The organism is Pseudomonas tumuqii (assembly GCF_013184545.1).
GTDB classification, from domain to species: domain Bacteria; phylum Pseudomonadota; class Gammaproteobacteria; order Pseudomonadales; family Pseudomonadaceae; genus Aquipseudomonas; species Aquipseudomonas tumuqii.
Genome location: NZ_JAAOJA010000004.1, coordinates 272566 through 294568 on the forward strand (window position 1 = coordinate 272566; position 22003 = coordinate 294568).

General features: G+C 65.3%; 22 protein-coding genes. 10 read left to right on the forward strand and 12 right to left on the reverse strand.

Going from position 1 to position 22003, the window contains the following annotated elements; translation table 11 throughout:
• Nucleotides 1-128 precede the first annotated feature (128 nt).
• Nucleotides 129-1064 carry a GlxA family transcriptional regulator gene (locus tag G9C89_RS10185; protein ID WP_172147758.1) on the reverse strand — a complete coding sequence of 312 codons (936 nt, stop codon included), beginning with the start codon at nucleotides 1062-1064 and terminating at the stop codon, nucleotides 129-131.
• Nucleotides 1065-1207: 143 nt separating this feature from the next.
• Here G9C89_RS10185 and G9C89_RS10190 point away from each other — a divergent pair, with 143 nt between their 5' ends.
• Together G9C89_RS10190 and G9C89_RS10195 are read left to right on the forward strand one after the other, a co-directional pair.
• Nucleotides 1208-2020, forward strand: coding sequence for an SDR family NAD(P)-dependent oxidoreductase (locus G9C89_RS10190; RefSeq protein WP_172147759.1), 813 nt, complete (start codon nucleotides 1208-1210; stop codon nucleotides 2018-2020).
• Between the two features lie 67 nt (nucleotides 2021-2087).
• On the forward strand, nucleotides 2088-2807 hold the full coding sequence (locus tag G9C89_RS10195) for a hypothetical protein (protein WP_172147760.1): 720 nt from the start codon (nucleotides 2088-2090) through the stop codon (nucleotides 2805-2807).
• On the opposite strand, the gene G9C89_RS10200 is transcribed toward G9C89_RS10195, so the two are convergent.
• The 7 genes from G9C89_RS10200 to G9C89_RS10230 all read right to left on the reverse strand — a co-directional run bounded on the left by G9C89_RS10200 (nucleotide 2800) and on the right by G9C89_RS10230 (nucleotide 9541).
• On the reverse strand, nucleotides 2800-4299 hold the full coding sequence (locus tag G9C89_RS10200) for a sensor histidine kinase (RefSeq protein ID WP_172147761.1): 1500 nt from the start codon (nucleotides 4297-4299) through the stop codon (nucleotides 2800-2802). The two genes, G9C89_RS10195 and G9C89_RS10200, sit on opposite strands and share 8 nt — an antisense overlap.
• On the reverse strand, nucleotides 4299-4958 hold the full coding sequence (locus G9C89_RS10205) for a response regulator (RefSeq protein ID WP_172147762.1): 660 nt from the start codon (nucleotides 4956-4958) through the stop codon (nucleotides 4299-4301). Before G9C89_RS10205 ends, G9C89_RS10200 begins: the two co-directional genes overlap by 1 nt.
• Before the next feature lie 200 nt (nucleotides 4959-5158).
• Nucleotides 5159-5809, reverse strand: coding sequence for a hypothetical protein (locus G9C89_RS10210; protein WP_172147763.1), 651 nt, complete (start codon nucleotides 5807-5809; stop codon nucleotides 5159-5161).
• Nucleotides 5810-5906: 97 nt separating this feature from the next.
• Nucleotides 5907-6731 carry an SDR family oxidoreductase gene (locus tag G9C89_RS10215; RefSeq protein ID WP_172147764.1) on the reverse strand — a complete coding sequence of 275 codons (825 nt, stop codon included), beginning with the start codon at nucleotides 6729-6731 and terminating at the stop codon, nucleotides 5907-5909.
• Between the two features lie 5 nt (nucleotides 6732-6736).
• On the reverse strand, nucleotides 6737-7396 hold the full coding sequence (locus G9C89_RS10220) for a TenA family transcriptional regulator (protein ID WP_172147765.1): 660 nt from the start codon (nucleotides 7394-7396) through the stop codon (nucleotides 6737-6739).
• The gene (locus G9C89_RS10225; protein WP_172147766.1) at nucleotides 7393-8868 is read right to left on the reverse strand and encodes an AMP-binding protein; all 1476 of its coding nucleotides are present in this window, start codon (nucleotides 8866-8868) and stop codon (nucleotides 7393-7395) included. Before G9C89_RS10225 ends, G9C89_RS10220 begins: the two co-directional genes overlap by 4 nt.
• Entirely contained in the window at nucleotides 8852-9541 is a 690-nt protein-coding gene (locus tag G9C89_RS10230; protein WP_172147767.1) for a thermostable hemolysin, read from the reverse strand. The genes G9C89_RS10225 and G9C89_RS10230 overlap by 17 nt, the downstream gene beginning before the upstream one ends.
• Nucleotides 9542-9793: 252 nt before the next feature.
• On the opposite strand from G9C89_RS10230, the gene G9C89_RS10235 reads away from it, so the two are divergent.
• Together G9C89_RS10235 and G9C89_RS10240 are read left to right on the forward strand one after the other, a co-directional pair.
• Nucleotides 9794-10732: a class I SAM-dependent methyltransferase gene (locus G9C89_RS10235; RefSeq protein ID WP_172147768.1), complete on the forward strand. Its 939-nt coding sequence runs from the start codon at nucleotides 9794-9796 to the stop codon at nucleotides 10730-10732.
• A 97-nt stretch (nucleotides 10733-10829) separates the two neighbouring features.
• Nucleotides 10830-11231 (forward strand): hypothetical protein, encoded by a 402-nt coding sequence (locus G9C89_RS10240; protein WP_172147769.1) that lies wholly within the window; start codon nucleotides 10830-10832, stop codon nucleotides 11229-11231.
• Between the two features lie 62 nt (nucleotides 11232-11293).
• On the opposite strand, the gene G9C89_RS10245 is transcribed toward G9C89_RS10240, so the two are convergent.
• Complete coding sequence (locus tag G9C89_RS10245) at nucleotides 11294-12817, reverse strand: fumarate hydratase (protein WP_172147770.1); 1524 nt, start codon at nucleotides 12815-12817, stop codon at nucleotides 11294-11296.
• A 239-nt stretch (nucleotides 12818-13056) separates the two neighbouring features.
• Between G9C89_RS10245 and G9C89_RS10250 the strand changes: the two genes are divergently transcribed.
• From G9C89_RS10250 to G9C89_RS10260, 3 genes are read left to right on the forward strand one after another with little or no spacing between them, the layout of a single operon-like run.
• Nucleotides 13057-14184: a GGDEF domain-containing protein gene (locus G9C89_RS10250; RefSeq protein WP_172147771.1), complete on the forward strand. Its 1128-nt coding sequence runs from the start codon at nucleotides 13057-13059 to the stop codon at nucleotides 14182-14184.
• Nucleotides 14177-15118 (forward strand): iron-sulfur-binding ferredoxin reductase, encoded by a 942-nt coding sequence (locus tag G9C89_RS10255; RefSeq protein WP_172147772.1) that lies wholly within the window; start codon nucleotides 14177-14179, stop codon nucleotides 15116-15118. The genes G9C89_RS10250 and G9C89_RS10255 overlap by 8 nt, the downstream gene beginning before the upstream one ends.
• 33 nt (nucleotides 15119-15151) lie before the next feature.
• Nucleotides 15152-15925 (forward strand): enoyl-CoA hydratase, encoded by a 774-nt coding sequence (locus G9C89_RS10260; RefSeq protein WP_172147773.1) that lies wholly within the window; start codon nucleotides 15152-15154, stop codon nucleotides 15923-15925.
• Nucleotides 15926-16056: 131 nt separating this feature from the next.
• Here G9C89_RS10260 and pyk read toward each other — a convergent pair whose 3' ends face one another.
• Nucleotides 16057-17508: a pyruvate kinase gene (gene pyk / locus G9C89_RS10265; RefSeq protein WP_172147774.1), complete on the reverse strand. Its 1452-nt coding sequence runs from the start codon at nucleotides 17506-17508 to the stop codon at nucleotides 16057-16059.
• Nucleotides 17509-17648: 140 nt separating this feature from the next.
• Nucleotides 17649-18557: a universal stress protein gene (locus G9C89_RS10270; protein ID WP_172147775.1), complete on the reverse strand. Its 909-nt coding sequence runs from the start codon at nucleotides 18555-18557 to the stop codon at nucleotides 17649-17651.
• Between the two features lie 185 nt (nucleotides 18558-18742).
• On the opposite strand from G9C89_RS10270, the gene G9C89_RS10275 reads away from it, so the two are divergent.
• From G9C89_RS10275 to G9C89_RS10285, 3 genes are all read left to right on the forward strand, one after another.
• Nucleotides 18743-19117 carry a tetratricopeptide repeat protein gene (locus G9C89_RS10275; RefSeq protein WP_172147776.1) on the forward strand — a complete coding sequence of 125 codons (375 nt, stop codon included), beginning with the start codon at nucleotides 18743-18745 and terminating at the stop codon, nucleotides 19115-19117.
• A gap of 71 nt (nucleotides 19118-19188) precedes the next feature.
• On the forward strand, nucleotides 19189-19611 hold the full coding sequence (locus G9C89_RS10280) for a DUF4124 domain-containing protein (protein ID WP_172147777.1): 423 nt from the start codon (nucleotides 19189-19191) through the stop codon (nucleotides 19609-19611).
• A 60-nt stretch (nucleotides 19612-19671) separates the two neighbouring features.
• A complete protein-coding gene (locus tag G9C89_RS10285; RefSeq protein WP_172147778.1) occupies nucleotides 19672-20028 on the forward strand; it encodes a PilZ domain-containing protein in 357 nt (118 codons plus the stop codon).
• Nucleotides 20029-20260: 232 nt separating this feature from the next.
• Here the strand turns inward: G9C89_RS10285 and mqo are convergent, their stop codons facing one another.
• Nucleotides 20261-21763 (reverse strand): malate dehydrogenase (quinone), encoded by a 1503-nt coding sequence (mqo, locus tag G9C89_RS10290; protein ID WP_172147779.1) that lies wholly within the window; start codon nucleotides 21761-21763, stop codon nucleotides 20261-20263.
• Between the last annotated feature and the right edge of the window lie 240 nt (nucleotides 21764-22003).

Genomic DNA, 22003 nt, shown 5'->3' on the forward strand with positions numbered 1-22003 from the left:
GACTACCGCTCTTGAGCGTAGGCGCAATCGCCCATAGCTGACGCTCTGCATGAATATCGCGGCCTGTTCCCGATTGCTCTTGTCTGCTCGTTTACGGCGACTTTTCCCAAGATCGGCAGGGCCGGCGATCAGCTCACCCTGGCGTTGCGCCTGACCATCTGCGGCGGCTGGCCGATGGTGCGCAGGAAGGCCCGGCGCATCCGCTCGCGGTCGGCGAAGCCGGTTTCATCGGCGATCGTGTCCATGGACAGGCGGCCCTGCTCGATCAGCAGGCGCGCCGCCTCGACGCGCAGGTTCTCCACCGCCTTGGCCGGCGATTGGCCGGTCTCGCTGCGAAATGCCCGGCTGAACTGGCGGACGCTGAGGCTCGCGGCTGCGGCCAGTTGCTCCACCGCCAGCGGGCTGCGCAGGTTGTGCTTGGCGAAATCCAGGGCCTTCTGAATGCGGTCGGACTTGGGTTCCAGCTTCGCCAGCGCCGAGAACTGCGACTGCCCGCCGGCGCGCCGGTGATAGACCACCAGGCTTCTGGCGACGGAGCGGGCGATCTGCGCGCCCAGGTCCTGCTCGACCATCGCCAGGGCCAGGTCGATGACCGCGGTCATGCCGGCCGAGGTCCAGAGGTTGCCGTCGACGATGAAGATGCGGTCTTCCTCCAGCTTCACCCGGGGAAAGCGGCGGCGCAGTTCGCCGGCGAAATGCCAGTGGGTGGTCGCCCGCCGGCCATCCAGCAGGCCCGCCTCGGCCAGGGTGAAGGCTCCGGTGCATGGCCCGGCGACGCGCCGGGCGCCGCACGCCGAGTGCCGCACGAACGCCAGCAGCGCCGCGGACGCCGGCTGGACCTGGGTGGCCGCGCCGATGATCAGGGTGTCCAGGGACTGCGTGCCGAAGGCTTCGGTCTCGACCGCGAAGCCTGCCGAGGAGCGCACCAGCCCGCCCTGTTCCGACAGCAGGCTGACGCTGTAGAGCGGTTCCGGGACGGCCAGATTGGCCAGCTCGAAGACGGTGACCACGGCGAAGCTCATCACCTGGAACTCGGGAAAGACCACGAAACCGATGCGCTGCATGTCTGCTCCTGGGTGCTGGCCGAGAGGAAAGGCTGGTGTCCTAAAAAGCTGTATATATGACATTTAAGACGGACTCAAGGGCGAATATTCTCCTGCTGAAACGCCGCTCCCGGCGCTTTCCCGAAACGGACCAGGAGACAGACATGGCTATCCACCCCTCGAACGGCACCGCCCTGATCACCGGCGCCTCCACTGGCATCGGCGCGATCTATGCCGAGCGCCTCGCCCAGCGCGGCTACGACCTCATCCTGGTGGCACGCAGCCGCGAGCGCCTGCAGCGGCTGGCGCAACGCCTGAGCGAGCAGAGCGGGCGCCGCGTCGAAGTGCTGGTCGCCGACCTCAACGACAAGGCCGACCTGGCGCGGGTCGAGCAGCTGCTGCGCAGCGATTCGCGCATCAGCCTGCTGGTCAACAATGCGGGGGTGGGGGCGACCGCGCCGCTGCTGGACTCCGACGTCGAGCAGATGACCCGGATGATCGAACTGAACGTGACCGCGCTGACCCGCCTGACCTATGCCGCGGTGCCGGGATTCGTCGCGCGCCAGGGCGGGACCATCATCAATATCGCCTCGATCGTCGGCGTCGCCCCGGAACTCCTCAACGGCGTCTACGGCGGCACCAAGGCCTTCGTGCTGGCCTTCAGCCAAGCGCTGCAGCACGAGCTGAAGGACAGCAAGCTGCGCATCCAGGTGGTGTTGCCCGGCGCCATCGCCACCGACTTCTGGGAAGGCGCCGGCATCCCGGTCGATCATCTGCCCGGCGCGATCGTGATGCAGGCGCAGGACCTGGTCGATGCGGCGCTGGCCGGCCTCGACCAGGGCGAGTCGATCACGCTGCCTTCGCTGCCGGAAATCGCCGATTGGCAGGCCTACCAGGCGGCGCGGCAGCAACTGCTGCCCAACCTGTCGCGCCAGGTGCCGGCGCCGCGCTATCGCCTGACTGGCGCGGCCCGCTGAACTCGGTCCGCCGCGCGGCGAACTGTCCTGACTGGAGCAACGGCCCGAGCGGCCGCAGGAGAATCAGATGAGCGATTTCGTCGAACAGATCATCGAGGCGCATGGCGGCCTGAAACGCTGGATGGGACTGCAACAGGTGCAGGCGACCATTGTCACCGGTGGCACCCTGTGGGGGCTCAAGGGCTTGCAACAGGACGCTGCGCCGCGGCGGATGAGCGTCTCGCTGCACGAACAGCGGGCGTCGGTCAGCCCCTTCGGCGCCCCTGACCGGCGAACCGCCTTCATGCCGCAGCGGATCGCCATCGAGACCCTCGACGGACAGGTTGTCGCCCAGCGGGCGAACCCCCGCGAGTCCTTTGCCGGACATGCACTGGACACGCCCTGGGATCCGCTGCAGCGGGCGTACTTCAATGGCTACGCGATGTGGACGTACCTGACCACGCCGTTCTTCCTGCTTTGGCCCGGCGTCAGCGTGCAGGAGATCGAGCCCTGGCATGCGGCAAGCGGGGAATGGCGGCGGCTGCGGGTGCATTTTCCGCGCTCGATCGCGACCCACAGCGCAGTGCAGGACTTCTACTTCGACCGCGAGTTGCGGCTGCGCCGGCATGACTACAGCCTGGAGGTGGCTGGCGGCCTCGCCGCCGCCCAGTATGTCCACGACTATGCCGAAGCGGACGGCATCCGCTACCCCTGCACGCGCAGGGCCTTCAGGCGCGGGCCGGACAACCAGGCGCTGGAGGACCAGTTGCTGGTTTCGATCGACCTGAGCGAACTGCAGTTCAGCTGAGGCGCGGCGCCGTGGACGGGCACTCGGCACCGGGCCGCCGTGGCAGGCGCACGCAGACTTCCAGGCCGCCCAATGGCGACTCGTCGAGGCTGATGCTGCCGCGGTGCAGTTCGACCACTCGCAACACTATCGACAGGCCCAGGCCGGCGCCTTGGCCGTCGCCCTGGCGGTAGAAGCGCTCGAAGAGTTTCTCCCGCAGGGCGGGTTCGACCCCGGGGCCGCTGTCCTGGACGCGCAGCAGCAGGGCATCGGCTTGCGCTTGCAGTTGCACCTGGATGCGTCCGCCGATTGGGGTGTATTGCACGGCGTTGCCGATCAGGTTTTGCAGGAGGGTGCCCAGGCTCGGACCGTCGGCGAGCAGCTGGTAGTCGCCGCTTTCGTCGGCGTCGAGGTTGAGTTCCTGCTGGCGGTCGAGGGCCAGGGGGATGAGTTCGGCCAGTTCGTTGCGCACGAAGCCGAGCAGGTCGAGTTTGACCATCGCCAGCTGCACCACGCTGGGATCGAGGCGGGCCAGGGTCAGCAGCTGGGCGACCACGCGGGTGGCGCGCTCGACGCCGCCGCCGAGCTGGCGCAAGGCTTCGTTGCGGTCGGCCGGGTCGGGGGCTTGCAGGGCGTTTTGCGCGTGGATGCGCAGCACCGCCAGCGGCGTGCGCAGTTCGTGGGCGGCGTCGGCGATGAAGCGTTTTTCCTGGTTGAGCAACTGGTTGACCTGCATCAGCAGGCGGTTGAGTGCGGCGCCCATGGGTTCCAGTTCGGCGGGCAGCGGCGACAGCAGCAGGGGCGCCAGGTTGTCCGGGGCGCGCGCCTTGATCAGCTCGGCCATGCGCCGCAGCGGGCGCAGCCCCCAGCCCACCGCGAGCCAGACCAGCAGGGCGAGCAGGGGCAGGCCGACCAGGTCGGGCAACAGGCTGCGCAGGGCGACTTTACCCACCAGTTCGCCACGCACGTCTTCTCGTTCGCCAACCACAATCCAGTGACCATCGAGTCGGTCGCGCAGGATGAACAGGCGCCAGTGATAGTTTCCAAGGGGCACCGTGTGGTAGCCGGCCAACTGCTCGGTGATGTGGACCAGCAGCTCTTCCGTTGCCAGTGTGGGAGGGAGGCTGTCCGTTTGTTGCAGGTCTTCGACCATTTTTTCCAGCACGCCGGTCGGGGCGCTGGCCGACTGCAGGAGTATCTGACCCCGCTCATCGAGCACCTGGAAGGCCAGTTTGCCCTCGTAGGGGTGGCCGCTGGCCGTGCCGGCATCGCCGTCTTCATGTTGCGCCAGGATTGCCTGGTTCAGAGCATTTTGCAGGCTCTGGCGCGCGCTCGGGGGCATGTCGCGGCTGACCATGCCTTGCAGCAGCCGAGCGGTCTGTGCCAGCTGGGCATCGAACAGCTCTTCGATCTCATGCTGGGCGTCGCGGTAGCTTTTGTAGGAAATCAGGCTCATCGACAGGCTGAGCAAGCCGAGAACCAGCAGCAGGGTACGGGCACGAATCGACAGCATCAGGCTTTGTCCACCAGGTAGCCGACGCCGCGCACGGTGCGGATCAGCTCGGGAAAGAACTTCTTGCGCAGGTGGTGCACATGCACTTCCAGGGCGTTGCTTTCCAGCTCCTCGTCCCAGCCGTAGAGCGCCTGTTGCAGCTTGTCGCGGGTCAGTACGCGGCCGGGTTGGGCGAGCAGTTCATGCAGCAGGAGAAATTCCTTGCGCGGCAGATTGACCGCCTGGCCCTGGAAACTCACGGCCTGGCTGACCGGGTCGAGGCTGATGCCGCGGTACTCCAGGGCCGGCTGCGGGCGGTTGAAGCTGCGCCGCAGCAGGGCGCGCAGGCGCGCCTTGAGTTCGTCGACGTCGAACGGCTTGACCAGGTAGTCGTCGGCGCCGGCATCCAGCCCGGCAATGCGATCGCTGGTGGAGTCGCGCGCGGTGAGCACCAGCACCGGCACCGGGTTGGCGGCGGCGCGCAGGTGTTTGAGCAGCTGCAGGCCGTCCATGCGCGGCAGGCCGAGGTCGAGGATCGCCAGCTCGAAGCTTTCATGGGTCAGGGCGTGCAGGGCGCTGCTGCCGTCCTGCACCCAGTCGACGGTGTAGCCCTCGGGCTTGAGGGCGGTGCGAATGCCTTCACCGAGGGCGGTATCGTCTTCGACCAGCAGAATGCGCATGGCGACTCCTTGTGTAGGGTTATGTCCCAACGATGTGTTGCGCGATTGTACGGCTTGCGCTGATGAGTCCCCCCGTCCCCCTGGGGAGAGGGAAGCAAATCGCGCCGGGACATAGCCTTATGCAGGCTGCGCGGGGCCGCCCCGGCCATGCGCACATGGGCGGCTGGCGAGCTGTGCTCATTCAACTCCGCTCGGCGGACTTATTCCAGCTTCTTGATGACTTCGGCGAGCAGTTGCCGCGCTTCGGCGCGGCGACCCGCATCGGCACTGGCGCGGCCGGAGCGGTCGGGCGCCTGCAGGGCTTTTTCCAGGGCGACCTTGGCCTCGGCGTAGCGCTGGTTGCGCTGGAGGAAGTCGCCGTAAAAATAGTTCGGGTCGATGCCGTCCGGGTTGAGCGCCAGGGCCTGCTTGAGCATGGCTTCGGCCTTCTTGTCGTCGCCGAAGCCGATCGGCCAGCCCGGCACCTGGTAGTAGAGGCTGCCGAGGCTGGTGTAGGCGGAGCCGGCCAGCGCCTGGGGATCGGCGGCCAGGGCTTGTTCGAGGCTGGCCCTGGCCTGCTTGACCAGGCCCAGTGCGCCCAGCCCGCCTTTGGCGCCGGCCTGGGTGCTGAGGATGATGCCGCGCCAGATCAGCAGTTCGGCGGCCTTGGGTTCGGCCTTGACCGCCTGTTGCGCCTGCTCGGCGAGTGTGGCGAAGGCCGCCTCGCGCTGCTTCTCCGGCAGTTGGTAGTTGATCTCGGCCCAGCGGCTTTGCAGCTGCTGCAGTTGCTGCTGGCCTTGCTCGCTGAGGGCGAAGGCGGGCAGGCTGCCCAGGCAGAGCAGGGTGCAGACGAGGGTGCGGGCAAACTTCATGGTGAAACTCCTTCAGAATTTGGAACGGGCGAAGCGTTGCATGATCGGCAACTGCTTGCGCAGTGCCGGGTCGACCGGGCGTGGCCGCAGACCGCTGTCAGGGAATCGCGCGCGGGGCTGATTTATCACTTGAGGGCTTGCTGCGGGCGAAGCGTTGAATGATCGGCAGCTGCTTGCGCAATGCCTGGTCGACCAGGCGTGGCAGCAGGCTGTTGAGGCGCACGAAGAGCTTTTCCGGCCAGCCCAGGTAGCTTTCCTCGTGTTCGCGGCGGATCGCTTCGACCAGTTGCGCGGCGACGCTCTGCGGGTCGTCCATGGCGACGTTGAGTTCGTCGTTCATCGCCACCACGTTGGCTGCGTTCATCGTGGTGCGGGTGGCGCGCGGGGCGAAGTAGAGCACCTTGATCCGGGTGTCGGCCAGCTCGCGGCGCAGCGCTTCGGAAAAGCCGCGCAGGGCGAACTTGCTGGCGCAGTAGGCGGTGAAACCGGGGTAGCCGATGGAGCCGAAGGTCGAGCCCAGGTTGATCACCAGTGCCCGGCCTTGCTGGCGCAAGAGCGGCAGCAGGCGATGGGTCAGTTGCAGGGTGGCGGTGACGTTGATGCCGATCAGCTCGGCGATGGCCTGCTCGTCGTGTTGTTCGAGCAGGCTGAAGCAATTGACCCCGGCGCCGTTGATCAGGGTGTTGATCCCGCCGAAACGCTGGGCGGCGGCGACCACGGCCTCGCGGCCGCTGCGCTCGGCAATATCGGCCTGCACCACTTCGATCCTGTCGGGGTGGCGCAGGGCCAGGCGCTGCAGCGGCTCGAGCTGGCGCCCGACCAGCAGCAGGCGCGCGCCCTCGTCGACCAGGCGCTCGACCAGTGCCTGGCCGATGCCGCCGCCGGCTCCGGTAAGCAGGGCGCGACAATCGCAAAGTTGCATGGGTATCACTCCTCGCCGGCTAGCGGCAGGCTGCGGAAGATATCGCCATACAGGCGGTAGACCACCTTGGCGGTGTGTACCACGGCGGCCTGGTCGGCGGGGTCGTCCAGGCGATTCATCAGGGTCTTCAGCAGTTCGATGTGCTCGAGGTCGAGGCTGCCGTGGGACGTCAGGTAGCTGAAGGCCTGGGCCGGCAGTTGCAGTTGCTCCTGGATGATCCCGGCGGCCTGGGTGGCCAGGGCGATGCTGGTGCCTTCGAGGACCTGGACCATGCCGAAGAAGCTCGCCGGGTTGTGCCGGGCGATGCGGTCGTAGACGTAGCCGACCATCAGTTCGGTGGCCATCTGCGGCGTGCCGGCGCGCACCGCCTCGGCATCGCCGCCACAGGCGCGGATGTCGTTGAGGATCCATTCCTGGTGGCCGTATTCCTCCTCGATGTATTCGGCAATCGCCTCGCGCAGCCATTCCAGACGTTCGGGCAGGCGCGCGCCGCAGGCCATCAGCAAGGGCACGGTGTGCTTGACGTGGTGGTAGGCCTCGGTGAGGAAGGCCAGGTAGCTGGGCAGGCTGACCTGGCCGCGCATGGCCTGCTGGATGATCGGCGCACCGAGCAGGTAATGGCGCTCGCTGCTGGTCTGTTCGAGCAGGTGGTCGTAGAAACTCATCGGGCATCTCCGTGGCAGGGGTCATCGGCCATCGACTCGTCGATGGCGCTCTGGTAGTGCTGATAAAGGGCGGCGCGGCGCAGGCGGCCGTTGGCGGTGGCCAGCTGGTTGGCGCTGCTGAAGGGTTGCTCGGCGCGCAGCCAGTGGTGCACGCGGGCGTAATCGGGGAGTTGCCGATTGACCTGCTCGACTGCCGCGGCGAGGTCTTCGTCGCTGCTGTCGGCGAAGCGTGGCACCAGCACCGCGACATTCGCCGGCAGCGCTTCGCCATGCAGCCAGGCCTGGGCGATCGGCAGTTGCTGGACCAGTTCGGCCTCGACCCATTCCGGGTTGACGTTGCGGCCGAAGGCGGTGATGAACTGGTGCTTCTTGCGCCCGTGCAGGATCAGGAAGCCCTCCTCGAAATGGCCGAGGTCGCCGGTAGCGAGCCAGTCGCCCTGGGGTGCCGGCTCGCCCAGGTAACCGAGCAGGCGCGGGCCTTTGACCAGGACTTCCTGATCCGGGCCGAGACGGATCTCGAGGTGCTCGAGCGGCTTGCCGACGCTGCCGATGCGGCGCTGCTGCGGGGTATTCAGGCAGACCACCGAGGCGCATTCGGATAGGCCATAGCCTTCGAACACCGGCAGGCCGAGGGCGTCGGCGCGCTCGAGCAGCTGCGGCGCCACCCGGCCGCCGCCCACCGCGATGAAACGCAACGAGTCAGGCAGCGGCAGGCCGCGTTCGGCGGCGCCGACCAGGGCCAGCAGCAACTGCGGCAGGAGGATCAGGCTGTGCGGCTGCACGCGCTGCAGCGCGCCGAGAAAACGCGGCAGGTCGAACTGGCTGGCGCCGAGCAGGCCGACCTCGGCCATCGGCAGCAGCTCGACGCAGGCGCCGGCCAGCAGCGGCGCGTAGACCCCGGCGATGTTCTCCAGCAGGGTGGCCAGCGGCAGCACGCACAGGTGGCGTTCGACCTGGCAGGCGGCGCTGGCCCTGACCAGGCTATAGGCGACTTGCAGCTGGGTGTGGGCATCCAGGCAGACGCCTTTCGGCTGGCCGGTGGTGCCCGAGGTGTAGGTGATCTTGCAGGTGCCGGCCGGCAGTTCGGCTGTCTGCGGCAGCGGGCGCAGCAGCAGGCCGGCGCCGCTGGCAACGAAGCCCAGCTCGCGATACGCGGGACTGTCCTGGCCGAGCAGGCAGTCGACGCCGGCGCTGTCGAGCACATGGCGTTGCTGATCCGGCGAGAAGAAGCCGGGCAGCGGCACGCAGACCAGGCCGGCCTTGAGTGCGGCCAGATCCCACAGCAGCCAGTCGATGCCGTTGTCCAGGGCCAGGGCGATGCGTTGGGCGCCGAGCTGCGTCAGGTACGCGCTGCGCCGCGACACCTCATCGAGCAACTGCCGGTAGCTCAATTGCCGCTGGCCCTGGCGCAGGGCGATACGCTCGGCGTGCAGGGCCAGTTCGGTGAACAGACTGTCAGCGGCAGGCCACATGGGGCATGTCCTCCAGGGCATAAAAGGCTTGGTGGCCCAGGCGCGGATAGGCGCCGAGGTGCAGCAGGCGCTGATGGCCGGCGTAGATATCGCCGGCCATCACCTGCGGTTGGCTGTCGTAGTAGCTGCCCCAGTCGGCCAGCTCGTCGCCCATGCAGTCGGGATCGGCCGGGCCCAGCGGCAAGGGCGTCAGGCCCAGACGCTGGAAGCTGTTGAGCAGGGTCGGCGTGCCGGTGAAGGTCACCCAGCGAAAGCCCAGGGCCACCAGCAGGTCGGTCAGCGCGACTATCAGCAGGCGTGCGGCGCCAGGGCTGCTGGCGGCCAGATTGCCGACTTCGACGATCTGCTGGCGGCTGGGCGGATTAGGCCCGTGCTGCGCGGCGATCACCGCCTCGGCCGGTTGCTTCAGGTAGCGCTCGAGAAACAGCGGGCCACTGGCGCCACTGCGCAGGCCGACCGCGCCGAGCAACTGGCCGGCGAGATCCTCCAGGCCGAACAGGCAGGGCATGAAGTGGCGCACCCGGGCGCCATGCTGCAGCGCGAAGCGCTCATGGATAAAGGCTTCCAGTTGCGCCCGGCGTGGGCTGGAGGCTTGAGCCAGGTACAGGCTCAGGGGGTGATCGCGGCCGATTCGAGCCAAAGCGTTGTCGTGTTGCACCCAAGGCAGCTCCATGACCGGAACCTCATCTGTTGGCGTGGGTGTGAGTGTCGGCGGTGAGTCTTAACGCAGACTTAAGCGATCGGCATTTGTGCGGGGAGCGGCGGGCTGTCGCTGCGCTCCGGGCTGAACGCAGTGCGGCTTGCCGCGAACGCCGGGAGACGGTCTCGCGATGGCGCCGGATATTGTCACCACCGCCGAGTTTTTCCGGGGACAGGCCTTCATTGCGTTTAAAATGCGCCGCAACGACCAGGTGATAAGCCCCCCATGAATTCAGATGCCATCGCTACCCTGCAGCAGCAGTTGCTCGCCGCATTGAACCCCGCCCCCGTCGAAGCGCGGCGCCTGTTCCACGGCCGCGGGCGCTGCTGGCCGGGGCTCGAGCAGGTCACCGTCGACTGGCTGCAGGGCGTGCTGCTGGTGTCGCTGTTCCGCGAGCCGGGGCAGGCCGAGCTGGCCGCGCTGAAACACATGCTCATGGCGCTGACCCAGTCGCCCGCCTGGCTGCACAGCCAGGCGCACAGCCTGTTGCTGCAACACCGCTACCTGCCGGACAGCGCGACGGAGTGGCTGCTGGGCGAGGTGCGCGATGAATGGCCGATCAGCGAGCATGGCCTGCGTTTCCAGCTGGATCTGGGCAAGAAGCAGAACAGCGGCCTGTTTCTCGACATGCGCTACGGCCGCCGCTGGGTGCAAGCCCAGGCCGAGGGCAAGCGGGTGCTCAATCTGTTCGCCTACACCTGCGGTTTCTCGGTGGCCGCCATCGCCGGGGGCGCCGAGCATGTGCTGAACCTGGACATGGCCAGGGCGGCCCTGAGCCGCGGGCGGGACAATCACCGGCTGAACGGGCATGACCTGAGCCGGGTGAGTTTCCTCGCTCACGACCTGTTCAAATCCTGGGGCAAGGTGAAGAAGAGCGGTCCCTATGACCTGGTCATCATCGACCCGCCGTCTTTCCAGAAGGGCAGTTTTGTCCTGACCCAGGATTATCGAAAAGTCCTGCGCCGCCTGCCCGAGTTGCTCAGCGAGCACGGCATGGTCCTGGCCTGCATGAATGACCCGGACATCGGCCCCGACTTTTTACTGCAAAGCATGGCCCTTGAAGCACCGAGCCTGAGCTTTGTCCAGCGCCTGGAAAACCCGCCGGAGTTCGCCGACAGCCAGCCCGACAGCGGCTTGAAAGCCCTGGTCTTCGAGCGGCCGTGAGACGCTCGTCTACTGCGCCCGTCTTGCATCGGCGCTGGATATTTTCCCAGACTCCGATGCCTCCTGTAGGCTGCAATCCTGACCCAAGGAGATCCACATGCCCCCGATTGATCCCCAGCAGCGCCTGGCCATTCTCAGCAACCCGGACGCCCAGGACTGCACCGTCTACCGGCCGGATGAAGATGATCCCGAGGCCGAAGAACTCGACCTCGGTGATGCCAAAATCCTGTTCAGCGGTGCGTTCCAGGCGCCTGCCGACTGGGACGAACTCGAGCGTGCCGACTTCTTCGGCGATGCCGAGCCCGATACCTTCGTCACCGCCTATATCGAGTGCGAGGCCAAGCCCGGTTCGGCCGGCTTCTTTGTGGCCGACATCGGCGACTATGTGGCGACCATGCCGGGGCTGGGCGAGGTGGTGATGTTCTATGTGCACGACTACAGCGAGGACCAGCAGGGCAGGCACTACACCCTCATCCGCGACGATGAACCGCTGGACTGAGGCTGGCGCTTAAACGACAAACCCGGCACATGGCCGGGTTTGTCGTTTAAGCGGATTAGCGGTTACTTGATTTCAACCGCCAGGCTGTCGTGGATCTTCTTCTGCCAGATCGCCGGGCCGGTGATGTGCACCGACTCGCCCTTGGTGTCGACCGCCACGGTGACCGGCATGTCTTTCACTTCGAACTCGTAGATGGCTTCCATGCCCAGTTCGGCGAACGCCAGCACCTTGGATTTCTTGATCGCTTGCGATACCAGGTAGGCGGCGCCGCCGACGGCCATCAGGTACACGGCCTTGTTGTCCTTGATCGCCTCGATGGCAATCGGACCGCGTTCGGACTTGCCGATCATGCCGAGCAGGCCGGTGCTTTCGAGGATCTGCCGGGTGAACTTGTCCATCCGCGTGGCGGTAGTCGGGCCAGCCGGGCCAACCACTTCGTCGCCGACCGGATCGACCGGGCCGACGTAATAGATGAAGCGGCCTTTCAGATCGACCGGCAGTTGTTCACCCTTGTTGAGCATTTCGACCATGCGCTTGTGCGCGGCGTCGCGGCCGGTGAGCATCTTGCCGTTGAGCAGTACGGTCTCGCCCGGCTTCCAGCTCTGCACGTCTTCCGGGGTGATGCTGTCCAGGTCGACGCGGCGTGCGCTCGGGCCGGCTTCCCAGACGATTTCCGGGTAGGCGTCCAGCGGCGGCGGGGTCAGCTCGGCCGGGCCGGAGCCGTCGAGGACGAAGTGGGCGTGGCGGGTGGCGGCGCAGTTGGGGATCATGCACACCGGCAGGGAGGCGGCGTGGGTCGGGTAGTCCATGATCTTGACGTCGAGCACGGTGGTCAGGCCGCCGAGACCCTGGGCGCCGATGCCCAGCTGGTTGACCTTGTCGAACAGTTCCAGGCGCAGTTCCTCTATGCGGTTCTGCGGGCCGCGGGCCTTCAGTTCATGGATGTCGATGGACTCCATCAATACTTCCTTGGCCATCAGCGCGGCCTTCTCGGCGGTGCCGCCGATGCCGATGCCGAGCATGCCCGGCGGGCACCAGCCGGCGCCCATTTCCGGCACGGTCTTGAGCACCCAGTCGACGATCGAGTCGGACGGGTTGAGCATGGCCATCTTCGACTTGTTCTCGGAGCCGCCGCCCTTGGCCGCGACGTCCACTTCGACCTTGGCGCCGGGGACGATGGAGTAGTGGATCACCGCCGGGGTGTTGTCCTTGGTGTTCTTGCGGGCGCCGGCCGGGTCGGCCAGGATCGAGGCGCGCAGGACGTTTTCCGGCAGGTTGTAGGCGCGCCGTACGCCTTCGTTGATCATGTCGTCGATGCTCATGGTCGCGCCGTCCCAGCGCACGTCCATCCCGACGCGGACGAACACGGTGACGATGCCGGTGTCCTGGCAGATCGGCCGGTGGCCGGTGGCGCACATGCGCGAGTTGATCAGGATCTGCGCCATGGAATCACGGGCGGCCGGGGATTCTTCCTTGAGGTAGGCCTCGTGCATGGCCTGGATGAAATCCACGGGGTGGTAGTAGGAGATGAACTGCAGGGCATCGGCGACGCTCTGGATCAGGTCGTCTTGCTTGATCACGGTCATGCTTGGCGCTCCTTTTGTAAAGGTAGGAGTAGGGCAGAAACTTCGGCGGCGGCGAACCACGCGTCGACGCGCGGGCGCAGTAAAAAAGGCGCGGCAGTATAACGCGCAGGCGACTGGGCGGACACCCGCCGGCGGTCGACCTTGGTCGCGGATCGCCCTCTGAACGTGCTGTGCATTTGATCATCACGGGCGTAGAGTGGCGGCTGAATGCCAGTATGGGATGGAGCCCATAAGCCCCCATGAGCCTAAGCCATCAGCGGGTCACTCAGCATACCCTGCAACGCCTGTTGCTGAAGCGCTTCGGCATGGCGACGGCGACCTACGCCCTGACGGGGCTGCTGTGCTGGGTCGCGGTATTCAACGACCTGTTTCGTGCCTCCATACCGACTGCGCTGCTGGTCACCGGCTTGGCGGCGCTCACTCAGGCGGTCTTCCTCGGCCTGTTTCTCTCCGGGCAGAATCTACGCTTTCGTGACCCCAGCCTGACCGAAGCGCAGGTGCTGGTGGCCCTGGCCTGGCTGACGCTGTTGTTGGGCATGTTTGCCAATGGCCGCGGCGCCTTGCTGGTGGTCTACGTGCTGATCCTGTTGTTCGGTGTGTTCCAGTTGCCGCCCAGGGTGTTTGCGCGCTGTGCGGCCATCGCGTTTTTCGGCTTTGCCGGGCTGAATCTTTACGAGGCGTATCTGTACCGGCTGGCCGATCCGGGCCTGGCCATCTTGCAGGTCAGCGTGTTGGCTGGGGTGATGCTCTGGCTGAGCCTGTTTGCCAGTTATATGCACGCCATGCGTCAGCGCATGCGCCAGCGCCGCTTCGCCTTGCAAGCGCACCAGGACACCCTGCGCGGAATGATGCGTCAGCTCGAAGGCTTGGTGGCGACGGATGAACTGACCGGCCTGTTCAACCGTCGCCATTTCCTGCGCTTTGCCAACGGTGAGCTGGAAAGTCTGCGCGCAGGCAGCCAGCACGGCCTGGCGCTGATCGACCTGGATCACTTCAAGCGGATCAACGATGCCCACGGCCATGCCGCCGGAGATCGTGTCCTGCAGACCTTCGCCAGCGTGGCGCAAGCCTGTCTGCGCGATGGCGATATCATCGCCCGTTACGGCGGCGAGGAATTCGTGCTGTTGCTACCCAACACCCAGGCCGATCAGTTCACCGCCTGTTGCGAGCGCTTGCGCGAGGCCTTCAATCAGGCTGAACCCGTGGGCATTAAGGTGGATACTCTGAGTCTGTCTATCGGAATGACCTTGCTGACCATGCACGATGATCTGGATGAGGCGCTGCAGCGCGCCGATCAGGCGCTCTACCGGGCCAAACGCAGCGGGCGTAACCGTTGCGCGGCGGCCTGGGAGGATGTCGATGCCTGAGCTCCGGGTGGGTGAGCAACGGCTAACCGTTGCGCCCGCCAGCAACCTGCTCGATGCCCTACTGCAGGGTGGTGTTGCCGTGCCTTATAGCTGCCGTTCGGGCAGTTGCCATGCCTGCCTGGTGCGCTGCCTGCGCGGTGAGCCGCTGGATGCCAAGCCCGAGGCGCTCGACCCGCAGCGTCGCGAGCAGGGCTGGCGGCTGGCCTGCCAGTGCCGGATCGTCGACGACCTGCAGGTCGAAGTGTTCGATCCGCTGCGCGATGGCCGCCCCGCGCAGATCGCTGCCTGCGACTGGCTCGGCCCGGATGTGCTGCGCCTGCGCCTGACCCCGCAGCAACCGCTGCGTTACCGGGCCGGTCAGCATCTGGTGCTCTGGACCGATACGGGGATTGCCCGCCCTTATTCGTTGGCCAGCCTACCGGACGAAGATCCCTGGCTGGAGTTCCACCTGGACTGTCGCCACAGCGGCGCGTTCAGCGATGCGGCGCGGGCATTCAAGCCGGGCGATGCCTTGCGTCTCGGTGAACTGCGCGGCGGCGCCTTGCACTACGACCCCGACTGGCAGATGCGCCCGCTCTGGCTGCTGGCGGCCGGCACCGGGCTGGCCCCGCTGTACGGGGTGTTGCGCGAAGCGCTGCGCCAGGATCACCAGGGCAGCATCCGGGTCATTCACCTGGCCCATGATCGAACCGGACATTACCTGGCCGAACCCCTGGCACAGCTGGCGGCGGAGCATCCGCAGCTGCAGGTCGAGCTGCTCGGCGCGGCCGAGTTGCCGGCGGCTTTGGCCGAACTGCGCCTTGTTTCCCGGCAAACCCTCGCCTTACTCTGCGGCCACCCCGACAGTGTCGAACGCTTTACCCGGCGCCTGTATCTGGCAGGCATACCGCGTAATCAGATGTTTGCCGACCTGTTTTTACCGCACGCCCGATAACCACTTCGGCGGCGTGATCCCGGAGCATGAGTGATGAGCGAACACCTGCTGGTTGAGCGCGAGGAAGGTCTGCTGACCCTGCGCCTGAATCGTTTGCACAAGAAAAATGCCCTGACCCGGGCGATGTACAGCGGCATGGCCGAGGTGCTCGATCAGGCCGATCGGGACGCCAGCGTTCGCGCCGTGCTGATCACCGGCGGCGAGACGTGTTTCACCAGCGGCAACGATGTGGCCGATTTCATCCAGGCGCCGCCAGCCGGTCTGAACAGTGAAGTGTTCCAGTTCATGCGGGCCCTGTTCGAGTTCAGCAAGCCGGTGGTGGCGGCGGTCAGCGGCCCGGCGGTGGGCATCGGCACTACCTTGCTGTTGCATTGCGACCTGGTCTACGTCAGCCGCGAGGCGAGCCTGAAGATGCCCTTCGTCAACCTGGGGTTGTGCCCCGAATACGGCTCCAGCCTGATCCTGCCGCGCCTGCTCGGCCATGCGCGGGCGGCCGAGTTGCTGCTGCTGGGACAGGGCTTCACTGGCGAGCAGGCGGCCGCCTGGGGGATTGCCAACCAGGCGCTGGCGGACGGTGCCGCGACCCTGGCCAAGGCCCGCGAGATGGCCCTGCGCTTCCAGCAACTGGCGCCCTCGGCGGTGACCGACAGTAAGCGCCTGATGCGCGCGCCGGGTCGTGAAGAGTTGCGCCGGGTGATCGAGGAGGAGGGCGCACTGTTCGGCCAGCGCCTGCGCTCGCCGGAAGCCATCGAAGCGCTGACGGCCTTCATGCAGCGGCGGCCGGCGGATTTCTCCCAATTTGGCTAAGCGCCGACTCGAAGGGTGCGCCGCGCGCACCGGCAGTTTTCATGGAGCTCTTGGTGCGCGCGGCGCACCCTACGCTGCACAAACGAAAAGGCCGCTCGATCGAGCGGCCTTTTGGCGTTACGGCGCAGGCCTTACACCAGCGCTTCACCGACATGCAGGATCTTCATGCCATTGGTGCCACCGATGGTGTGGTAGCTGTCGCCCTTGGTCAGGATCACCCAGTCGCCCTGCTTGACCACGCCACGCTTGAGCAGTTCGTCCACGGCCGCCTGGCTGACTTGTTCCGGGGGCAGGGCCGCCGGGTCGAACGGCACGGTGTAGACGCCGCGGAACATGGCGGCGCGGGCCTGGGTGGCGCGGTGCGGGGAGAAGGCGTAGATAGGCACCGAGGAGCGAATCCGCGACATGATCAGCGGGGTGTAGCCGCTTTCGGTCAGGGCGATGATCGCTTTGACGCCCGGGAAGTGGTTGGCCGTGTACATGGCCGCGAGGGCGATGCTTTCGTCGCAGCGCTCGAAGGTCGTGCCCATGCGATGGCTGGAGGCTTTGCTGGTCGGGTGCTTTTCCGCACCGATGCAAATCCGCGCCATGGCCTGCACCGCTTCCAGCGGGTAGGCACCGGCGGCACTTTCCGCCGAGAGCATCACCGCGTCCGTGTAGTCGAGCACGGCGTTCGCTACGTCGGAGACTTCCGCGCGGGTCGGCATCGGGTTCTGGATCATCGACTCCATCATCTGGGTCGCGGTGATCACCGCCTTGTTGTGGCGGCGCGCATGCAGAATGATCTTCTTCTGGATGCCGCACAGTTCGGCGTCACCGATTTCCACACCGAGGTCGCCGCGGGCGACCATTACCGCGTCACTGGCACGGATCAGGCCGTCGAGGGTTTCGTCGTCGGCCACGGCTTCGGCGCGTTCGATCTTGGCCACCAGCCAGGCGGTACCGCCCGACTCGTCGCGCAGCTTGCGCGCGTACTCCATGTCCGAGGCGTCACGCGGGAAGGACACGGCCAGGTAATCCAGGTCCATCTCGGCGGCGAGGATGATGTCGGCCTTGTCTTTTTCGGTCAGCGCCGGGGCGGTCAGGCCACCGCCGCGACGGTTGATGCCTTTATGGTCGGACAGCGGGCCGCCGATCAATACCGAGCAGTGCAGGGCGTCGGCGGTTGCCGTGTCCACGCGCATCACCACCCGGCCGTCATCGAGCAACAGTTCGTCGCCGACGCCGCAGTCCTTGACCAGATCCGGGTAGTCGATGCCGACGATTTCCTGGGTGCCTTCGGTCAGCGGATGGCTGGTGGAAAAGGTGAACCGGTCGCCGACCTTGAGCTCGATGCGTTTGCAGGCGAACTTGGCAATGCGGATCTTCGGTCCTTGCAGGTCGCCGAGCAGGGCGACATGCCGGCCATGCTTGGCGGCCAGTTCGCGCACCAGCTTGGCGCGGGCCTTGTGCTCGTCCGGCGAGCCGTGGGAGAAGTTCAGGCGGGCGACATCCAGACCCGCGATGATCAGTTGCTCGAGGACTTCGGGCGAATTGCTCGATGGACCAAGGGTGGCGACGATTTTGGTACGGCGAAAGGTCATGCACAGACTCCTGAGTTGCGATTGAGCGCGAGGCTACTACGCCGTCACCCTGTAGTCATTGTTGCTCTGCACTACCTTTCTGCGCTGCGGTTGTGAACATATCGAGCGCCTGGAGGCGGCCGCAGTAGGCGGGAGTTTTTTCACAGCCGCTCAGGTTTGAGGACCAATAAATCGCAGTCCACGCTCTCCAGAATGCGTTCCGCGGTATGTCCGATCAGGGCCGTATCCAGGTGACCGCGGGCGATGGCGCCCATCAGCAGCAGATCGACATGCTGCTCGCGAACAAAGCGTGGCAGCACTTCTTCGGCAAAGCCCTCGATCAAGTGGGTATCGGGCGTGGCGATCGGGTACTGGCCGATCAACTGCTCGAAGGCTTCGCGGTGCTGGGCGGCGCAACGGGCGACATAGTCATCGTAATTGGCGACCAGTTCGGCATCGAACATCAGGGTGCGCGGCAAGGGGGAATAACTGTGCAGGTAGTGAGCCTGCATGCCCAGTTGACGGCTCAGTTCGCTGGCGGCGCGAATCAGTTGGTGATCGAGCGCCGCCGGTTTGTCGGCACTGTGCAGCGGATCGAGCGCAGCGCACAGGCTGTGGCCCTGCCATTCGGCATGGTGCACCAGCCATAGTGGTGCCGGGCAATGGCGGATCAACTGCCAGCAACTGTTGGTCAGCAGCAGCCGGCGCAGCAGGCTGTCATGAACGGTGGACTTGAGCACCAGGTCTGGCGCCAACTCGTCCACTTTCTCCAAGACCAATTTGTGCAGCGGCCTGCCCCAGCGCACGTCCAGATGCACCTCCAGGCCCTCGGTCCGTAGCGGCGCAGCCAATTCCTCCAGCCATTGCGTGCCACGGTCGAGCAAGGCGGCGCGCCCCCGGTTTTGCATGGCGGTATCGAACAGATGGCCGGCTTCCAGGGTGGCGTTGTATTCGACCAGTAGCAGGTGCAGTTGCGCGCGGGTCTTGCGCGCCAGCCATAGCGCGCGCTCGAGAGCCGGCTGGTGGGGCTGCTGGGAATCGATGACCACCAGTAGCTGTTGCAGATTCATGGTCTGGACCTCGCTGTGGGTTAGCTGCACATTGCAACGCATGGGGGCGCTGCTGGCGTTGATCTGTATCAGCTTAGTGGAGGCTGCGGGTGGTGGCTGAGTGCCTGGTGCCTGAACCGGCTATCGGCGCTGCCCTGCAGATTTTCCCGTCGCGGTCGATACACTGCTCAGAGGAGGAGAGACCCATGCGAACCCTGTTGATTCTGATCCTGGCGCTCAGCGCCGCCGGTTGTACCCGTTGGTCGCTCGACCACCATTTGAACAACGCCTATCGCGCCTATGAGCGGGGCGATTGTCAGCAGGTCATGCTGGAGTTGTCCCAGGCCGAGCGCAAAAGCCGTTCGCGCGGGTACCTGCAGCCGGAAATCTCCCTGCTGCGTGGCCAGTGCCTGGAGCGGCAGACACTGTTCGTCGATGCGGCGCAGACCTACGAGTTCATCATCAGCCGCTATCCCGCCAGCGAATACGCGTTCCGCGCCCGCGCGCGCTTGGAAACCTTGCAGCAATCGGGGCATTACCGTCCGGTGGGAGCGGCCAAGACTGCATCCGCAACCCTCTGACCACTGGTCGAAGGGTTTGGCGACTGGGTGTTGCAGGGGTAAGCTGATGCATCGTTCAGGGAGGAAAAATCATGCGCCTGTTGTTCTGTCTTTTGTTGCTGCCTGGATTGGCCGCGGCAGAAATTTATCGCTGGGTCGATGCCAATGGCCAGGTGCATTTCGCTCAGCGCCCTGTTGCGCCCGGAGCCGAGCAGGTCGAGGTCAGGCCGCAGGTGATCGAGCGTGACGTGGCGACCCGCGAGCGCGAGGAGCGTACCGCGCGCTTCTACGAGGCGCGCCGCACCGAGCAGGCGCAGGCTTCGGTTGCCTCAGCCGAACGGCAAAGCCAGCGTGCGCAGGAATGCGACGAGTTGCGCAGTAGATTGGCGCAGATCCCGGAAGGACGGCGCTATTTCCGCTCCGAGGGCAATGGCGAACGAACCTATTACAGCGACGAACAGCTGGATGCCGCTCGTCGCCAGCTACGTGACCGAGTGTCCGAGCGCTGTTCCTGAAACTGGTTTAAGAGCAGTAGTGCGGCCATACTTAGAGGCTCTTTATAGCGATTTGCCATTATGCCCATTCAGCGCCGAATAGAACGCCAGCAGTTACCTAGCTACCTGAAGGTGTTCAACCGCATTACCGATAAGCCGATGGGCTATATCGGCAATGTGTCGTTGGACGGCCTGATGTTGATCAGCCAATTACCGTTGCTGGTCGGTGCGCGTTTCGACATGCGCTTGAAGATTCCAGGGCAGAATGCGCCACGCTTCATCGATTTCTCGGCCACCTGTCAGTGGTGTCGCGAGGATGTCACCCCAGGCAGCTTCGACTCGGGTTTCGCCCTGGTGGCGCCGCCAGCCGAGTTCGTCGAGATGGTCGATTCGCTACGCCGATACTTCAGCTTCTACCCGCTGGGTGCCTCTGCCTAGGCGGCTCGAGCGAAACCCCGCGAACCATGCTTATGATTGCCAGTGCGCCGATTGAGCTGCGATGGCTATCGCTACGCGGTCTGCCCCACCTGCAAAAAACGGTAGGCAATCCTGCGCTCTGATGTGGGTGACTGCCAGCAACGGGTTCGTGCGCTGCTTGAGCGAAACAGCGTCCATAAAAAAACCGCCTCGCAAGACGGTTTTTTCACAAGCTCTCAGTTCTGCTGCCGACTCAAGCCATGGCGGGCTCGTTCAGTTGCAGCAGTTCGTCGGAGCGCGCCTGCACTTCGCTGTAGCGTTCGGCGTCGCTGGCGAGCACTGCGGCCATGGCGGGGAAGATCTCGTTCAGCTTGCTGCGCCACTGCTCGGATTCAACCTGCTTGGGGAAGCAGCGCTGCAGCAGGTCGAGCATGATCGACACGGTCACCGACGCGCCTGGCGATGCGCCGAGCAGGGCGGCGATGGAGCCATCCCGGGCTGCGACCAGTTCGGTGCCGAACTGCAGGATGCCGCCGTGCTTGGCATCTTTCTTGATGATCTGCACGCGCTGGCCGGCTGTTTCCAGGCGCCAGTCCTCGGCTTTCGCCAGCGGGTAGAAGCCGCGCAGGGTCTTCAGGCGCTTCTCGTCGGACTGCATCACTTCCTTGATCAGGTAGCGGGTCAGTTCGAAGTTGTCGCGCGCCACCGCCAGCATCGGGCCGATGTTGTTGGGGCGGATCGACAGCGGCAGATCGAGCAGGGAGCCGTGGCGCAGGAACTTGGTCGAGAAACCGGCGTAGGGTCCGAACAGCAGGGATTTCTCGCCGTCGACCACACGGGTGTCGAGGTGCGGCACCGACATCGGCGGCGAACCCACTTCGGCCTGGCTGTAGACCTTGGCTTCGTGCTGTTTGACCACCTCCGGGTTATCGCAGCGCAACCACTGGCCGCTCACCGGGAAACCGCCGTAACCTTTGCCTTCCGGGATGCCGGACATCTGCAGCAACGGCAGGGCGGCACCGCCGGCACCGAGGAAGACGAACTTGGCCTGGACCGTACGCTGGTCGCCGTTCTGCAGATCCTTGATGCTGACGCGCCAGCCTTGCTCGTTACGCTCGAGGCCGGTGACCTTCTGGCTGCACTTGACCTGTGCGTTGGGCTGTGTGCCCAGGTGGTCGAGCAGGTGTTTGGTCAGGGTGCCGAAATTGACATCGGTGCCCGCCATGACCCGGGTCGCGGCAATCGGTTCGTTGGGATCGCGCCCCGGCAGCATCAGTGGCATCCACTTGGCCATGGTGGCGCGGTCTTCGGTGTATTCCATGTCGCTGAAGGCATGGTGCTGGGTGAGTGCCTTGAAGCGCGTCTTGAGGAAGTCGATGCCTTCCTGTCCGCGCACGAAGCTCAGGTGTGGCACCGGGGTGATGAAGGACTTGGGCGAGCCGAAGGTGCCTTTTTCAACCAAATAGGCCCAGAACTGCTTCGACTCTTCGAACTGGGTGTTGATGGTCACCGATTTCTTGATGTCGATCGAACCATCCGCCGCTGGCGGGGTGTAGTTCAGTTCGCACAGCCCGGCATGGCCGGTACCGGCATTGTTCCAGGGGTTGGAGCTTTCGATCGCCCCGGACTCCATCAGTTCGATGACTTCCAGCTTGAGGGTCGGATCGAGCTCTTTCAGTAGCACGGCCAAGGTCGCGCTCATGATGCCGGCGCCAACCAGCACCGCATCTACCGTTTCGTAATCGTTATGCGCCATTACCACTTCTCCTAAAAATGCAGCACCCAATTGACGGCCAGAGGCCTAAGCGTGAAACAACGCCTAATCAGCAGTCGCCGAGATGTCCTGGGATGAGGCAGGAGGGGATAGCGGAGCATTTGCCAGCCGCAAGATCGTTCATTTTCGCCACACTCTTGTGAAGTTGTTGAAACCGTTTTTTTCACGCTCTTTTGGAGCCGTGAACCTCAAAAGCTCGTTCGCCCTGGCCTGCCTTTTTGC

What these genes read in the sequence shown, in the direction of transcription:
- G9C89_RS10275 (WP_172147776.1), top strand. Translation starts at nt 18,743, where the DNA reads ATGCGAACCCTGTTGATTCTGATCCTGGCGCTCAGCGCCGCCGGTTGT.
- G9C89_RS10240 (WP_172147769.1), top strand. Translation starts at nt 10,830, where the DNA reads ATGCCCCCGATTGATCCCCAGCAGCGCCTGGCCATTCTCAGCAACCCG.
- G9C89_RS10280 (WP_172147777.1), top strand. Translation starts at nt 19,189, where the DNA reads ATGCGCCTGTTGTTCTGTCTTTTGTTGCTGCCTGGATTGGCCGCGGCA.
- G9C89_RS10260 (WP_172147773.1), top strand. Translation starts at nt 15,152, where the DNA reads ATGAGCGAACACCTGCTGGTTGAGCGCGAGGAAGGTCTGCTGACCCTG.
- G9C89_RS10255 (WP_172147772.1), top strand. Translation starts at nt 14,177, where the DNA reads ATGCCTGAGCTCCGGGTGGGTGAGCAACGGCTAACCGTTGCGCCCGCC.
- G9C89_RS10195 (WP_172147760.1), top strand. Translation starts at nt 2,088, where the DNA reads ATGAGCGATTTCGTCGAACAGATCATCGAGGCGCATGGCGGCCTGAAA.
- pyk (WP_172147774.1), bottom strand. Translation starts at nt 17,508, where the DNA reads ATGACCTTTCGCCGTACCAAAATCGTCGCCACCCTTGGTCCATCGAGC.
- G9C89_RS10190 (WP_172147759.1), top strand. Translation starts at nt 1,208, where the DNA reads ATGGCTATCCACCCCTCGAACGGCACCGCCCTGATCACCGGCGCCTCC.
- G9C89_RS10235 (WP_172147768.1), top strand. Translation starts at nt 9,794, where the DNA reads ATGAATTCAGATGCCATCGCTACCCTGCAGCAGCAGTTGCTCGCCGCA.
- G9C89_RS10230 (WP_172147767.1), bottom strand. Translation starts at nt 9,541, where the DNA reads ATGGAGCTGCCTTGGGTGCAACACGACAACGCTTTGGCTCGAATCGGC.
- G9C89_RS10250 (WP_172147771.1), top strand. Translation starts at nt 13,057, where the DNA reads ATGAGCCTAAGCCATCAGCGGGTCACTCAGCATACCCTGCAACGCCTG.
- G9C89_RS10200 (WP_172147761.1), bottom strand. Translation starts at nt 4,299, where the DNA reads ATGCTGTCGATTCGTGCCCGTACCCTGCTGCTGGTTCTCGGCTTGCTC.
- G9C89_RS10210 (WP_172147763.1), bottom strand. Translation starts at nt 5,809, where the DNA reads ATGAAGTTTGCCCGCACCCTCGTCTGCACCCTGCTCTGCCTGGGCAGC.
- G9C89_RS10185 (WP_172147758.1), bottom strand. Translation starts at nt 1,064, where the DNA reads ATGCAGCGCATCGGTTTCGTGGTCTTTCCCGAGTTCCAGGTGATGAGC.
- G9C89_RS10205 (WP_172147762.1), bottom strand. Translation starts at nt 4,958, where the DNA reads ATGCGCATTCTGCTGGTCGAAGACGATACCGCCCTCGGTGAAGGCATT.
- G9C89_RS10225 (WP_172147766.1), bottom strand. Translation starts at nt 8,868, where the DNA reads ATGTGGCCTGCCGCTGACAGTCTGTTCACCGAACTGGCCCTGCACGCC.
- G9C89_RS10270 (WP_172147775.1), bottom strand. Translation starts at nt 18,557, where the DNA reads ATGAATCTGCAACAGCTACTGGTGGTCATCGATTCCCAGCAGCCCCAC.
- G9C89_RS10220 (WP_172147765.1), bottom strand. Translation starts at nt 7,396, where the DNA reads ATGAGTTTCTACGACCACCTGCTCGAACAGACCAGCAGCGAGCGCCAT.
- G9C89_RS10215 (WP_172147764.1), bottom strand. Translation starts at nt 6,731, where the DNA reads ATGCAACTTTGCGATTGTCGCGCCCTGCTTACCGGAGCCGGCGGCGGC.
- G9C89_RS10285 (WP_172147778.1), top strand. Translation starts at nt 19,672, where the DNA reads ATGCCCATTCAGCGCCGAATAGAACGCCAGCAGTTACCTAGCTACCTG.
- mqo (WP_172147779.1), bottom strand. Translation starts at nt 21,763, where the DNA reads ATGGCGCATAACGATTACGAAACGGTAGATGCGGTGCTGGTTGGCGCC.
- G9C89_RS10245 (WP_172147770.1), bottom strand. Translation starts at nt 12,817, where the DNA reads ATGACCGTGATCAAGCAAGACGACCTGATCCAGAGCGTCGCCGATGCC.